Consider the following 14981-nt stretch of genomic DNA (forward strand, 5'->3'; position numbering starts at 1 on the left):
ATTAAATAAATAAAGTAGTATATTTTCAAGAAAACTCCTTAATTTTACCTCCACAATTTTGACTCAAATTAGAATATAGACTTATACTGCTATTGACATGAAAACTTGTAGACTATGTGGACTACTTTTGCTGTTACTTTGCATACATACTGTATTATATGCTCAACAAACAAGAACTGTCAAAGGCAGAGTGCAGACGTTGGAGTCTGGGAGTAATAAACGACAGCCTTTACCTTCGGCTAGTGTTATTGTTTTGCAAAAGAATGACTCTACTTTCATAAAAGGAATAACAAGCGATAAAAATGGTCGTTTTACTCTTAGTTACCAGTCGCAGAAGAAAAAACAATATCTGTTGAAAGTCTCTTTTATGGGAATGCAATCCGTATATCATGCATTGGGCGATTCGGCATTGGTAAATGTTGGTACACTTACATTGAAGGATGATGATATTCAGATTGGGGAAGTGGTAGTGACCGGGAAATTGCAAGAAGTAGTAATGGAAAGAGATACTACCGTTATCAATGCTGCTGCTTATAAAACTCCCGATGGAGCTTATTTGGAGGATTTAGTGAAGCGTGTTCCGGGATTGGTATATAATAAGAAAGATCAATCGCTGACATATAATGGGCAACCTATCAGTGAAATCAATGTGAATGGCGAAGCTTTTTTCTCCGGAGATAAAAAGACGGCACTCGAAAATTTGCCGGCAGATTTGATTAGTAAGTTGAAAGTGTACGATAAAAAATCAAAAGAAGAAGAATTTACCGGAATTAGTTCAGGAGAAAAGAAATATGTACTTGACTTGCAGACTAAGGATGAATTGAATAAAACCTGGCTGACGAATGCCACTGTGGGATATGGAAACAATCAAAAGAAGGATTTGGAAGGGCAGGTGAATTATTTTAGCAAAGATGGAGAAAATCTTTCTTTCATAGGACGTTCCACCAACCGATATCAGAATAGCACTTACAAGGATAATATTAATAATTCGGTGGGAATGAATATGACTCATAAATTCGGAAAGAAGTTTTCTTTGACCGGAAACATGAACTATAATCTCAATCGGAACGGAAATATTTCTTCCATGTATCAGGAGCAATATTTAACTGCTGGTAACCAATATTCTGCGTCCACTAATGAAGGTAACTCTAAAAGCCGGTCGTTCAATTCTAATATCATGGGTAGTTGGGAAGTGGATAAACGTACACGCATACATTTTAACGGTGGTTTCAGCTTTTCTCCTAACCGGAATGAAAGTAATAGCCAGAATGCTTCTTTTGACGCTCCTCCTAACGTCAATCATGAAAGCTTGTTCGATGATTTTGAATCGATTACCCAAGATATCAAAGTAAATCGTAGTGAAAACCGGTCGCGTTCGGAAGGGCAATCGAACCGTTATAATTGGATGATGGGGATTATGAGGCGGCTGAATGAAAAAGGTACAACTTTAGGATTGAACATTCAAAGTTCGGATTCTTGGGGGGATAATGAAAGTTTTTCGCTTTCAAAAACTACTTATTTCCGTCTCAAAGATAAGCAAGGCAACGATTCATTGCTTTATCGTAACCAGTATTTGAAGTCACCCCAGAAAAATAATTCGTGGCGGGTAGGGATTAACTTCACCCAACCTATCGGTAAGAAAATGTATATTCGTGCAGCGTATAACTGGAACACTCATTATGAACGCGATAACCGCGACACTTATGAATTGTCTTCTTTGGCGAAGTCGGATGTTTTTGGTGAGTTGCCTCCTGACTATGAAAAGGGGTATGTAGATAGTTTGAGTAATCGAAGTCATAGTCGTACTAATGGACATGATCTGAATGTAGGCTTCAATTACTCTGATGACACATGGATGGTGAATGCATCATTAGGGATTACTCCGCAAAGGCGAACCATTGAACGGAAAATGGGGAAACTGTATGCGGATACCACTGTGCATACTATCGACTTTCAGCCTATGATATGGCTGGCCTGGAAAAAGAAAGAGGCACGAATAACTTTCAATTATGACGGTAGAACCCGGCAACCTTCTTTATCGGACTTAATGCCACTTACAGATAATAGTAATCCATTATATATTACTCGAGGGAATCCGGATTTGAAGCAAATGTTTGCTCATAGTATGCGTATAAGCTTTCAACATTCTAAAAAAGGCATATCTGCGAATCTTGGAGGACAGTTGGAACAGAATAGCGTTACACAGGTAATGATATATGATGCACAGACTGGCGGACGTGAGACATATCCTGTTAATATAAACGGTAACTGGAATATGTATGGAAGTGCTAACTGGTGGAAACGTTTAGGACATTTCTCTTTACGGTTGGATATGAACGGTAATCATAGTAATCGTGTCAGCATGATTAATGAAGATAGAAGTCTTGAGCCGGTGAAAAGTACAACGCGTGACACTGGCTTGAATTGTGAAGCGAATGTTTCTTATCAGCCTGCCTGGGGAGGTATTGACTTCTCTACTTCCTGGAATTATCAGTATTCGCTCAACTCTGTGAATGATAACAATACATATACCCGTTATTATAATTTCCGTTTGGAAGGATATGTTGATCTTCCTTTGGGCATACAATTACGGACGGATGGGGCTTATACTTTCCGTAATGGTACGAATATCCGTAAAGGAGAAGATGATGAGATGTTATGGAATGCGAGTGCTACCTGGAGATTCTTGAAAAAGAAAGAAGCAGAACTGTCTGCTTATTGGGTAGACATTTTAGGAAAGAGGAAAAGTTATAACCGTATGGCAACTTCCGACGGCTTTTATGAGTATCGTACGCAGGAAATAAAAGGGTATTTCATCGTTACTTTCAAATATAACTTTCGTTTGATGATGTGATTTTTAGAAAAAAGTCGTATGTTTGCTATAGAACCATAAAACAAAATGTACTATGAGCGGTAATTATGTTATCAACATCGGTCGGCAACTAGGTAGCGGCGGAAAAGAAATAGGAGAGAAGTTGGCAGCCCGTTTGGGGATTGACTTCTACGATAAAGAATTGATTAATCTGGCTTCTGAAGAAAGCGGGTTGTGCAAAGAATTTTTTGAAAAAGCGGATGAGAAAGCTTCGCAAGGTATTATTGGCGGATTGTTCGGCATGCGTTTTCCTTTTATCAGTGAAGGAGCTATGCCATGTAATAACTGTTTGAGTAATGATGCCCTGTTTAAAGTGCAAAGTGATGTGATTCGTCATCTGGCGGCAGAAAAATCTTGTGTCTTTGTCGGACGCTGTGCGGACTATATTCTGCGTGAACATCCCCGTTGTGCGAATGTTTTTATTTCGGCCTCTAAGGAAGATCGTATTGCGCGATTATGCGCCATGCATCATATTGATGCGGAAGCTGCAGAAGAAATGATAGAAAAAGCGGATAAGAGACGTTCGGAGTATTATAATTATTATAGTTATAAAACGTGGGGAGCAGCTGCTACTTATCACTTATGTGTCGATTCTTCTTCTTTGGGAGTTGAAGAGACAGTTCGGTTTATAGAAGAATTTGTAGTGAAGAAACTACAGCTTATATAATAGGCGTAGAAGAAGTCTATAAGAAAAAGAAATAAAGCCGGTATATTCCATTGAAGGATATGACCGGCTTTATTATTTATAAATAAAACATGATTTACATCATCGTTAATAATATCATCTGTCCCGTCAGAATACGGAGGAACATGGATAATGGGTAAACTGTAGAATACCCTACTGCCGGAGCATCTCCGGATGTTGTTTGATTGGCATAAGCCAATGCGGGCGGGTCGGTATTACTACCGGCTATCAATCCCATCAGGGTAAAGTAGTTTACCTTATAATATAATCTTGCGATAGCACCGATTATAAGCAATGGGATAACGGTGATAAGGAAACCACAACCTACGTATAGTAATCCGTCACCTTCGACTACCGTTTGCACAAAGTTGGCTCCGGCATCTATACCGACACTAGCAAGGAAGAGCACGATACCGATTTCGCGAAGCATCAGGTTAGCGCTCATGGTTGTATAAGTCACTAAATGGAGCTTATGACCGAAACGTCCGATAAGAATAGCTACTACCAGCGGTCCGCCTGCCAAACCTAATTTCAGAGGAGTCGGCATACCGGGGAATGCTATAGGAAGGCTACCCAGGAGAATTCCTAAGAAGATACCAACGAAAATAGTCACAATGTTCGGTGTGTCCAGACGTTTTAACTGATTACCCAAAACACCTGCCACACGTTCAACTGCATCTTGCTGACCTACCACCATTACACGGTCACCTACCTGAAGTACCAGATTTGGATCGGCAAACAAGTCCATACCGGAACGGTTGATGCGGGTTACGTTCACTCCGTACATACTACGAAAATGCATAGATCCTAAAGTCTTTCCGTTGATTTCCGGTTTAGTCACCAGAATACGGCGGGAAACCATGGGAAGGTCTTGTTTCTCCCAGTCGAGTTCCACTTCTTTACCGATAAATACGGTAATTGCAGGAGCATCTTCTTCTGAACAGACAATGAATAATTGATCCCCCATATTGAATATGGTTTCATGGTTGGGGATACTTACATGACCTTCATGACGAATACGGGAACAAACGAACTGGCGGCCTAAAAACTCTTTGATTTCAATCAACGTTTTTCCGCTGATTGATTCATTGCGTACTTCCAGACTCATCATGTGAGGTTTGTGATGTGCATCTCCACTTTGGATTTTCAGACTTTCTTCCTCTTTGGCCATATTGACACGGAAGATGTAGCGGATAGCAATGATTGAACCGATAATACCTACTACCCCCAGCGGATAAGCACACGCATATCCCAGTGCGATTTGTGGACCAGTGTAATTAAGCTGGTTCAATGCTTCATTGGCGGCACCAAGTCCCGGAGTGTTTGTGACAGCTCCATAGAGGATACCTACCATCATCGGCAGTTCTACTCGGCCGTTCCAGAGGTAGTAAAGCCCCAGTGCAACGGCAATATTTAACACTACGATGCCTACAGCCAACAGGTTCAATGTCATTCCTCCTTTTTTGAAAGAAGAGAAGAAAGATGGCCCCACCTGAAGACCGATACAGAATACGAACAAGATCAATCCGAATTCACGGATGAAATGTAGGATGTGTGTATCGGCTGTGAAGCCGAAATGTCCCATTAGGATGCCGGCAAACAAAACAAATGTGACGCCCAAAGATACTCCGAATATCTTTATCTTGCCCAAATACACTCCGGCTGCCACTACAAATGCGTAGAGAAGCACGATGTGAGCTACGGAGCTGGGGTCCCACAATAAACTTTGTAACCAATCCATAATATAGCAGTTTTTATAATGTTTTTCTAAAAACGGGTGCAAAATTACTCATAACATTGGAGCAAATCAAATAAATGGAGAACTAAAAAAATAAAGAATGAAGAATTTCTATACAGATTCTATGCGAGAGTGAGAGGTGTGCGAATTTTCTATAAAAAGAAGTTTTGTTTTAACTTATTGGTTATATTTGCATGTCGAACAACAGACAATTAGAAAGAGATAGATAAAAATAAAGACAATATTAATCTTGTTTTAATTTTAGATAAACTATGGCAGACAAAAAAGAAAAACTCTTCTCAGACTTTTCTCCTGTCTCCACCGAACAATGGATGGAGAAGGTTACAGCCGACTTGAAAGGTGCTGATTTTGAGAAGAAGCTCGTTTGGAAAACAAACGAAGGGTTTAAAGTGAAACCTTTCTACCGGATGGAAGATCTGGAGGGTTTAAAAACTACTGATGCGCTTCCCGGAGAGTTCCCTTATCTGAGAGGAACTAAAAAAGACAACAATGAGTGGTTGGTTCGCCAGGAAATCAGGGTAGAATGCCCCAAAGAGGCCAATGCAAAAGCACTGGACATCTTAAATAAGGGTGTTGATTCACTATCTTTCCATGTAAAAGCAAAAGAACTCAATGCGGAATATATCGAGACGCTGTTGAATGATATTCAGGCAGAGTGCGTTGAATTAAATTTCTCAACTTGTCAGGGGCATGTTGTGGAGTTGGCCAATTTGCTGGTGGCTTATTTCCAGAAGAAAGACTATGATGTGAAGAAGCTGAAAGGCTCTATCAATTATGATTTCTTCAATAAGATGCTGACTCGCGGTAAGGAAAAAGGGGATATGGTGCAGACAGCGAAAGCGTTGATCGAAGCTATCCAGCCGCTTCCTTTTTATCGTGTATTGAATGTAAATGCAATCTCATTAAACAATGCCGGTGCTTATATCTCTCAAGAGTTGGGTTATGCATTGGCTTGGGGTAATGAATACATGAATCAGTTGACTGATGCCGGCATTCCCGCTGCCGTAGTAGCTAAAAAGATAAAATTCAACTTCGGTATCAGCTCCAATTACTTCCTTGAAATTGCGAAGTTCCGTGCCGCACGTCTATTGTGGGCAAATATCGTAGCTTCTTATAAACCTGAATGTCTGCGTGATTGCGATAATAAGGGAGCTAATGGCGAATGTCGTTGTGCAGCAAAAATGGCGGTTCATGCCGAAACTTCTACTTTTAATCTTACTTTGTTTGACGCACACGTGAATTTGCTTCGTACACAGACTGAAGCAATGAGTGCCGCTTTGGGTGGGGTAGATTCAATGACAGTCGTTCCGTTTGATAAGACTTATGGGACTCCGGATGAGTTATCAGAACGTCTGGCTCGCAATCAACAACTATTGCTGAAAGAAGAATCCCATTTCGATAAAGTAATTGATCCGGCTGCCGGTTCTTATTATATTGAGAACCTGACTGTATCCATTGCTAAACAAGCGTGGGAAATCTTCCTTGCTACAGAAGAAGCAGGTGGTTTCTATGCCGCATTAAAAGCTGGTACGGTTCAGGCTGCAGTAAACGAAAGCAATAAAGCTCGTCATAAAGCAGTGGCACAGCGTCGTGAAATTCTGTTGGGTACTAACCAATTCCCGAATTTCAACGAAAAAGCCGGTGACAAGAAACCTGTGGAAGGAAAATGCTGCTGTGGAGGTGACTCTCATACTTGTGAGAAAGATGTGGATACATTGGTATTCGACCGTGCAGCTAGTGAGTTTGAAGCGTTACGTCTTGAAACGGAAGCATCGGGCAAACGTCCGAAGGCGTTCATGTTGACAATTGGTAATCTGGCGATGCGTCAGGCACGTGCGCAATATTCTTGTAACTTCCTGGCTTGTGCCGGTTATGAAGTAATCGATAATCTTGGATTTGAAACAGTAGAGGCAGGAGTAGAGGCAGCGATGGCTGCGAAAGCTGATATTGTTGTAATCTGTTCCAGCGATGATGAATATGCTGAATATGCAGTTCCTGCTTTCAAAGCCTTGAATGGTCGCGCTATGTTTATCGTTGCCGGTGCTCCGGCTTGTATGGATGACTTGAAAGCCGCAGGTATCGAAAACTTCATCCATGTTCGTGTCAACGTATTGGATACCTTGAAAGAGTTTAACGCTAAACTATTGAAGTAAGATGAGAAAAGATTTTAAAAACATCGATATATATGCCGTATTTCAGCCTGCTAATGGTGCTGAATGGCAAAAGGCTAACGGTATCTCCGCCGACTGGAAAACACCGGAACACATTGAAGTGAAGCCTGTTTATACAAAAGAAGACCTCGAAGGAATGGAACACCTCGGCTATGCTGCCGGACTTCCTCCGTATTTGCGTGGTCCGTATTCAGTAATGTACACCCTTCGTCCCTGGACCATCCGTCAGTATGCCGGATTCTCCACTGCCGAAGAATCCAATGCTTTCTATCGCCGTAATCTGGCTTCCGGTCAGAAAGGTTTGTCAGTAGCATTTGACTTGGCTACTCACCGCGGTTATGACCCCGACCACGAACGTGTAGTGGGTGACGTAGGTAAAGCAGGTGTATCTATCTGTTCATTGGAAAACATGAAGGTTTTGTTCGATGGTATTCCTTTGAATAAGATGTCTGTATCCATGACGATGAATGGTGCTGTACTTCCGATTATGGCATTCTATATCAATGCCGGTTTGGAACAAGGTGCTAAACTCGAAGAAATGGCAGGTACTATCCAGAACGATATTTTGAAAGAATTCATGGTGCGTAACACCTATATTTATCCGCCTGCATTCTCTATGAAGATTATCTCTGATATCTTTGAATACACTTCACAGAAGATGCCTAAGTTTAACTCTATCTCTATCTCCGGTTATCACATGCAGGAAGCAGGTGCTACCGCAGATATCGAGCTGGCTTATACATTGGCTGACGGTTTGGAATATCTTCGTGCCGGAACAGCGGCAGGCATCGATATCGATGCATTTGCTCCGCGTCTTTCTTTCTTCTGGGCAATCGGAACCAATCACTTCATGGAAATTGCCAAGATGCGTGCTGCACGTATGCTGTGGGCGAAGATTGTGAAACAGTTTAATCCGAAGAACCCGAAATCACTGGCCTTGCGTACTCACTCACAGACTTCCGGATGGTCATTGACGGAGCAAGATCCGTTCAACAACGTAGGACGTACCTGTATTGAGGCTATGGCTGCAGCTTTGGGACATACCCAATCTTTGCATACCAATGCATTGGATGAGGCTATTGCTCTTCCGACAGATTTCTCTGCACGTATCGCACGTAACACACAGATTTATATTCAGGAAGAAACTTACATCTGCAAGAACGTTGACCCATGGGGCGGCTCTTACTATGTAGAATCTCTGACGAACGAACTGGCACACAAGGCTTGGGAACATATTCAGGAAATTGAAAAACTGGGTGGTATGGCGAAAGCTATCGAAACAGGTATTCCTAAAATGCGTATCGAAGAAGCGGCTGCACGTACACAGGCTCGTATCGACAGCGGTCAGCAGACCATTGTGGGTGTGAACAAGTATCGTTTGGAAAAAGAAGCTCCGATTGATATCCTTGAAATTGATAATACGGCAGTTCGTCTTGAACAGATTGAAAATCTGAAACGTTTGAAAGAAGGACGTAATCAGGCTGAAGTGGACAAGGCATTAGCAGCTATCACTGAATGTGTGAAGACCGGCAAGGGTAACTTGCTTGAACTGGCAGTTGAAGCAGCTCGTGTTCGTGCTACTTTAGGCGAAATTTCTTATGCGTGCGAACAGGTTGTAGGACGTTATAAAGCAATAATTAGAACTATATCAGGCGTGTATTCATCAGAAAGTAAAAACGATAGCGACTTCAAGCGTGCTTGTGAACTGGCAGAGAAGTTTGCGAAAAAAGAGGGACGTCAACCTCGTATCATGGTTGCAAAGATGGGACAGGACGGTCATGACCGTGGTGCCAAGGTAGTAGCAACGGGTTATGCGGACTGTGGTTTCGACGTGGATATGGGACCGTTGTTCCAGACTCCGGCAGAAGCTGCTCGTGAAGCGGTAGAAAACGATGTTCATGTAGTAGGTGTTTCTTCACTGGCTGCCGGTCATAAGACATTGGTTCCGCAGATTATTGAAGAACTGAAGAAACTGGGACGTGAAGACATTGTGGTGATTGCCGGTGGTGTTATTCCTGCACAGGATTATGACTTCCTGTATAAGGCAGGTGTAGCTGCTATCTTTGGTCCGGGTACTCCGGTGGCGAAGGCTGCTTGTCAGATTTTGGAAATTCTGATGGATGAAGAATAACTTCTGAGATTCTTTAGAATCTTATAATATTCCCACCTTTTAGACTTGTTTTGGTTTAAAAGGTGGGATGTTTTTTTTGTTTGCATCCATTGCCTGAAATTAATTTTGCCTATATTTGCCCCGGGTTTCATAGTAAAAGACTCGACAGATGAACGAAACGATAGCAGAATTGGATATCCGTTTTGAGCAGTTTTATGCCGCTAACTTCCCTCGTGTGAAGAACTTTGCGAAGTTGTTGACCAAGTCGGAGGAGGATGCGGAAGACATTGCCCAGAATATATTTCTTAAGTTATGGACACGTCCTGAACTTTGGCAAGATCAGGAAACCATGACTGGTTATCTCTATACTGTGACTCGGAATGAAATATTCAACCTGTTCAAGCATCAGAAGGTAGAGCAGGAATATGAAGACAAAGTTTTGAAAGCCCAGTTGTTGGGTGAACTTTGTGACGAAGATTCCTCCCTGTTAGAAAATCTATACTATAAAGAAGTATTAATGCTTATTAGGATGACACTCAGTCAGTTGCCTGATCGCCGTAGACGGATTTTTGAGATGAGCCGTTTTGAAGGACTTTCTCATAAAGAAATAGCAGATAAACTGCAAATCCCCTTGCGTACCGTAGAAGATCACATCTATAAAACATTGACGGAACTCCGCAAAGTGTTAATGTTTGTTATTCTATTCCGTCTTTTCCCGTAGTTGTCCTTGCTGAGTAGTGATATTTACGTAAGCGTTTCTAAACAGAACAATAAATATCACCTTATGAAGAATTATATTCGCGATGTAATCGACCGTTATATCAATCACGACTATCCGAAAGAAGTCGATCAGGATTTCCGTACATGGCTGACCGACGAAGAACGTGCCGATGAAAAAGATCATGAACTCAATCAACTTTGGGAAGCTACCGAATCGGCAACGACTTCCGGCTACCGTCATTCTTTGGAACGGATGCGTGAACTGACAGGCATCGGAACGAGGCGCAGGATACATTCTTTACGTACTCATCTGGTAGTGTGGCGCGTAGCGGCAGCTTTGTTGATTGCATTTTCTTCCGTTTCTATCTATCTGGCTTTGCAGAACCGGCAGGCACCAGATTTGTTGCAAGCATATATTCCTACCGCCGAGATGCGGAACATCACTTTGCCGGATGGTACGCAGGTATTGATTAATTCCCAAAGCACTTTACTTTATCCACAGCAATTTAAGGGTGATACCCGTTGTGTGTATCTTGTGGGAGAAGCCGGCTTCAAGGTGAAACGTGACGAAGAGCATCCTTTTATCGTGAAGTCCTCGGACTTTCAGGTGACGGCACTCGGAACGGAATTCAACGTGACAGCCTACCCCGACGAAGAGGAAGTGACAGCTACCCTGATTTCCGGAAAAGTGTTGGTAGAGTACAATAATCAGCAGGGGCAGGAGATCTTGAAGCCGAACGAGCAACTGGCTTATAACAAACGTACCCGCTCCGGAAACGTACTTCATCCTGATATGCAGGATGTCACTGCTTGGCAACGTGGCGAAATCGTTTTCCGCAGTATGACATTGGAAGAAATCTTCACCCGTCTCGAACGCAAATACCCTTACACCTTTGTTTATAGTTTCCGTAGTCTGAAAGAAGACCGGTTCAATCTTACTTTCGGGCAAAATGCTTCTATGGAAGAAGTGATGGATATTATCGCTCGTGTGACGGGAAATCTGGACTATAAAATAGTGGGAGACAAGTGCTATATTTCAGGCACCGGGGAAGGGCGTCTCCGGCACCGATGAAGATAGGCTCCGGTACCGGGGAAGACATGCTTCGGCACCGGGGAACAAAATAGAACTTGTAAACACTGAATATTAACCTTAAAATACATTGAGCCTATGCGGAAAAAATATCCGGGAGAAGCTGCAACCTTCCCCCGGATGTGAAATCGAAATTCTTACTATTAGCGTTAACCAGACGCTACTAAATTCGAGAATCTAACTTTATCTGTATAAACTAATACTAAGAAGATGCAGCAAATTTATGAATTTATAGCCAATAAGCAGGCAATCAGTCGAGTATTTATGCTTTTTTTGTGCTGTCTGCTCCTTTCTACCCCTACTTTTGCTCAAAGTAGTAATGCCCGGATTACGATCCATAAGAAAAACATATCGGTCATCGAGGCATTGAAAGAAGTGGAAAAACAAACGAAACTGTCCGTTGGTTACAACGAGTCGCAGTTGAAAAACAAACCCTCCATCGATTTGGCGTTGGAAAAAGCCACGTTGGAGAACTCTCTCACGGAAATCCTAAAAGGTACAGGATATACGTATCAGCTCAAAGGAAAATATGTCATCATCGTTCCACAAGAACAGAAAGCAACCGAAACTGCTTCCACCAAACGTATCACCGGACGCGTACTGGATGATAGCGGAGAACCGTTGATTGGTGTCAATGTACGTGTGGAAGGTACAAGCATTGGAACTATCACAAACATAGACGGTAACTTTTCGCTCGAAGCTCCTGCAGGAAGTGTGTTGAGTATCAGTTATGTAGGTTACACTCCACAGACGGTAAAAGTAACCGGACAGAATACATATAGCGTGCAACTGGCTTCGGATACAAAACTGTTGAGTGAAGTCGTTGTAACAGCACTTGGCATCAAACGCGAGCAGAAAGCATTGAGCTACAACGTACAGCAAGTAAAGTCCGACGAACTGACCCAAATTAAGGATGCTAATTTTGTAAACAGCCTGAATGGTAAAGTTGCGGGTGTTACTATCAATACGAGCTCTTCCGGTGTCGGTGGGGCAAGTAGAGTGGTGATGCGTGGAACAAAGTCTATTGAACAGAGTAGTAACGCCTTGTATGTGATTGACGGTATTCCGATGTATAATTTCGGTGGCGGAGGAGATACGGAATTTGGTTCAAAGGGAGCTACCGAGGCCATTGCTGATATTAATCCGGAAGATATAGAAAGCATTTCCGTACTGACTGGAGCGGCAGCTGCCGCCCTTTATGGTAGTAATGCGGCAAACGGTGCGATTGTGATTACTACAAAAAAAGGACAGGTAGGTAAGCTGCAAGTAGGTGTATCAAGTGGCATCGAATGGTTGAATGCTTTTAAGATGCCCGAGTTCCAGGACCGTTATGGTACAGGTAGTAATGGTAAAACAGGAAATTCCAATATTTATAGCTGGGGACCGAAGTTAAACTCGGCTGCTCAAACAGGATATGAGCCGGATGATTTTTTTGATACGGGTGCGGTATATACAAATTCCGTTACGTTGTCTACCGGAACGGATAAAAATCAGACTTTCTTTTCTGCGGCTGCCGTCAATTCGGCAGGGATGGTTCCCAACAATAGGTATAACAGATATAATTTCACTTTCCGCAATACGACCAGTTTCTTGAATGACAAGATGAAACTGGATGTAAGTGCAAGCTATATTCTTCAGAACGACCGTAATATGACCAATCAGGGGCAGTACTCCAATCCGTTGGTTTCTGCTTATCTTTTCCCTCGTGGGGATGATTTCTCTATAGTGAAGAATTTCGAGCGTTGGGATGAAGCCCGGAAAATTAGCGTACAGTTTTGGCCGCAGGGCGAAGGTGACCTTCGTATGCAGAATCCTTATTGGATTGCTTACCGTAATCTCCGTCTCAACAATAAGAAACGCTATATGGCTTCAGCAGGTTTGAGTTACCAGATTCTTGACTGGCTGAATGTGGCAGGGCGTGTTCGCATCGACAATACTCATAGCGAATATGAAGGCAAGCTTTATGCAAGCAGTAGCAACACGCTGACTGACGGTAGTTCACAAGGCCATTATACAGTAAATAACGGACAATATTCGCAGACTTATGCCGATGTGTTGGTGAATATTAATAAACGTATTCAGGATTTTACGATTGTAGCCAATATCGGTGCCAGTTATAGTGGAGTGACTAGTAAGGAATTGGGCTATGCGGGGCCTATACGAGAAACTGGTATTCCTAATCTGTTCAATGTTTACGACCTTGACAACGCAAAAAAACGTGCTACGCAGGTGGGTTGGCGCGAAGCGACCGAATCTATTTTTGCCAGTGCCGAAGTAGGGTGGAAAAGTATGCTTTATCTCACCGTTACAGGACGTAACGACTGGGCTTCGCAGCTGACACATTCTCCGCAGGCTTCATTCTTCTATCCTTCCGTAGGGCTTTCGGCTGTCATCACTGAAATATTGAAACTGCCTGATTGGGTGGATTATCTTAAAGTACGTGGATCGTTCAGTTCCGTAGGTAATCCTTATCCTCGTTTTCTTACCTATCCTACTTACTCGTATGATGCCAATAAGCAGGACTGGAAATCGCAGACGAATTATCCCATTGGTAAACTATACCCCGAGCGTACTGACTCATGGGAAGTAGGTCTGGATGCAACCCTATTTAAAGATTTCAAATTGAGCGGATCTTTCTATTACGCCAATACTTATAATCAGACATTTGATCCTCGGCTTCCTGTTTCGTCAGGATATGACAAATTGTATGTACAGACCGGATATGTACGCAACTATGGTTTCGAGGCTATGTTGTCTTATGGGCATCGTTGGGGAGATTTCGGCTGGGACAGCAGCTTTACTTTCTCGGCCAACAAGAATGAAATCGTCGAACTAGTGAAGGATTATGTTCACCCGGAAACGGGCAAAACTTACAACGTCGATAAACTGGAACTCAAAACCGATGAAGGTCGCGGATTCGGAAAGGCGAAATTTATCCTGAAGGAAGGTGGTACGCTGGGCGATCTTTATACCCATGCCGATTTAAAGCGTGATATTAACGGTAATGTCCTGATTGACGATAGCGGCAATGTGACAGCCATCGACAATGCCGGTGACATAAAGTTGGGAAGCGTACTTCCTAAGGCAAATTTAGCCTGGAATAATAGCTTCTCTTATAAAGGTATCAATGCCGGTTTCTTGTTGACAGCCCGTTTGGGCGGAATCGTTTATTCGGCAACACAGGCTTATCTTGATCTCTACGGAGTATCTGAAACATCTGCTGCCGCGCGTGATGCCGGAGGAGTATGGATAAATGGCCGTAGCCGCGTGAATCCGCAAAGCTTCTATGAAGTGGTAGCATCGCAGAGCGGATTGCCTACCTACTATACTTATAGTGCTACCAACCTGCGTCTGCAGGAGGCACATATCGGTTACACCGTTCCGCGCCGCTGGCTGGGCAATGTTTGTGATATCAATGTATCCCTTGTGGGCAGAAATCTCTGGATGATCTACTGTAAAGCTCCTTTCGATCCTGAAGCAGTAGCTACTACGAACAACTATTATCAGGGAATCGACTACTTCATGATGCCGAGTACCCGGAATATAGGATTTAACATAAAGATTAACTTCTAAA

Annotated in this window: 8 protein-coding genes; 7 read left to right on the top strand and 1 reads right to left on the bottom strand. The window is 42.8% G+C overall.

The genetic code is table 11. The features are described from left to right. The first annotated feature begins 97 nt into the window (after window positions 1-97). Both LPH68_RS02945 and LPH68_RS02950 read left to right on the top strand, forming a co-directional pair. The gene (locus LPH68_RS02945) at window positions 98-2854 is read left to right on the top strand and encodes an outer membrane beta-barrel protein (RefSeq protein ID WP_151923563.1); all 2757 of its coding nucleotides are present in this window, start codon (window positions 98-100) and stop codon (window positions 2852-2854) included. A gap of 52 nt (window positions 2855-2906) precedes the next feature. Beyond that, the gene (locus tag LPH68_RS02950) at window positions 2907-3539 is read left to right on the top strand and encodes an AAA family ATPase (protein ID WP_004313556.1); all 633 of its coding nucleotides are present in this window, start codon (window positions 2907-2909) and stop codon (window positions 3537-3539) included. 94 nt (window positions 3540-3633) lie between these two features. On the opposite strand, the gene LPH68_RS02955 is transcribed toward LPH68_RS02950, so the two are convergent. Further along, window positions 3634-5298 carry a putative transporter gene (locus LPH68_RS02955; RefSeq protein ID WP_008641106.1) on the bottom strand — a complete coding sequence of 555 codons (1665 nt, stop codon included), beginning with the start codon at window positions 5296-5298 and terminating at the stop codon, window positions 3634-3636. A 269-nt stretch (window positions 5299-5567) separates the two neighbouring features. Here LPH68_RS02955 and mutA point away from each other — a divergent pair, with 269 nt between their 5' ends. The 5 genes from mutA (at window position 5568) to LPH68_RS02980 (ending at window position 14980) form a co-directional block, all read left to right on the top strand. Further along, on the top strand, window positions 5568-7469 hold the full coding sequence (gene mutA, locus LPH68_RS02960; protein WP_008641109.1) for a methylmalonyl-CoA mutase small subunit: 1902 nt from the start codon (window positions 5568-5570) through the stop codon (window positions 7467-7469). A 1-nt stretch (window position 7470) separates the two neighbouring features. Further along, the gene (gene scpA / locus LPH68_RS02965) at window positions 7471-9618 is read left to right on the top strand and encodes a methylmalonyl-CoA mutase (protein ID WP_087318868.1); all 2148 of its coding nucleotides are present in this window, start codon (window positions 7471-7473) and stop codon (window positions 9616-9618) included. 148 nt (window positions 9619-9766) lie between these two features. Continuing rightward, complete coding sequence (locus LPH68_RS02970; RefSeq protein ID WP_151923564.1) at window positions 9767-10318, top strand: RNA polymerase sigma-70 factor; 552 nt, start codon at window positions 9767-9769, stop codon at window positions 10316-10318. Window positions 10319-10381: 63 nt separating this feature from the next. Continuing rightward, window positions 10382-11389 carry a FecR family protein gene (locus tag LPH68_RS02975; protein ID WP_004313561.1) on the top strand — a complete coding sequence of 336 codons (1008 nt, stop codon included), beginning with the start codon at window positions 10382-10384 and terminating at the stop codon, window positions 11387-11389. 228 nt (window positions 11390-11617) lie between these two features. Further along, on the top strand, window positions 11618-14980 hold the full coding sequence (locus tag LPH68_RS02980) for a TonB-dependent receptor (protein WP_055235746.1): 3363 nt from the start codon (window positions 11618-11620) through the stop codon (window positions 14978-14980). Window position 14981 lies beyond the last annotated feature (1 nt).

It is taken from the genome of Bacteroides sp. 1_1_30 (assembly GCF_020982715.1).
Lineage (GTDB): Bacteria > Bacteroidota > Bacteroidia > Bacteroidales > Bacteroidaceae > Bacteroides > Bacteroides xylanisolvens.

Excerpts from the sequence above, each read along its gene's own strand:
- LPH68_RS02980 (WP_055235746.1), top strand. The coding sequence starts at position 11,618 with ATGCAGCAAATTTATGAATTTATAGCCAATAAGCAGGCAATCAGTCGA.
- mutA (WP_008641109.1), top strand. The coding sequence starts at position 5,568 with ATGGCAGACAAAAAAGAAAAACTCTTCTCAGACTTTTCTCCTGTCTCC.
- LPH68_RS02970 (WP_151923564.1), top strand. The coding sequence starts at position 9,767 with ATGAACGAAACGATAGCAGAATTGGATATCCGTTTTGAGCAGTTTTAT.
- LPH68_RS02950 (WP_004313556.1), top strand. The coding sequence starts at position 2,907 with ATGAGCGGTAATTATGTTATCAACATCGGTCGGCAACTAGGTAGCGGC.
- LPH68_RS02975 (WP_004313561.1), top strand. The coding sequence starts at position 10,382 with ATGAAGAATTATATTCGCGATGTAATCGACCGTTATATCAATCACGAC.
- LPH68_RS02945 (WP_151923563.1), top strand. The coding sequence starts at position 98 with ATGAAAACTTGTAGACTATGTGGACTACTTTTGCTGTTACTTTGCATA.
- scpA (WP_087318868.1), top strand. The coding sequence starts at position 7,471 with ATGAGAAAAGATTTTAAAAACATCGATATATATGCCGTATTTCAGCCT.
- LPH68_RS02955 (WP_008641106.1), bottom strand. The coding sequence starts at position 5,298 with ATGGATTGGTTACAAAGTTTATTGTGGGACCCCAGCTCCGTAGCTCAC.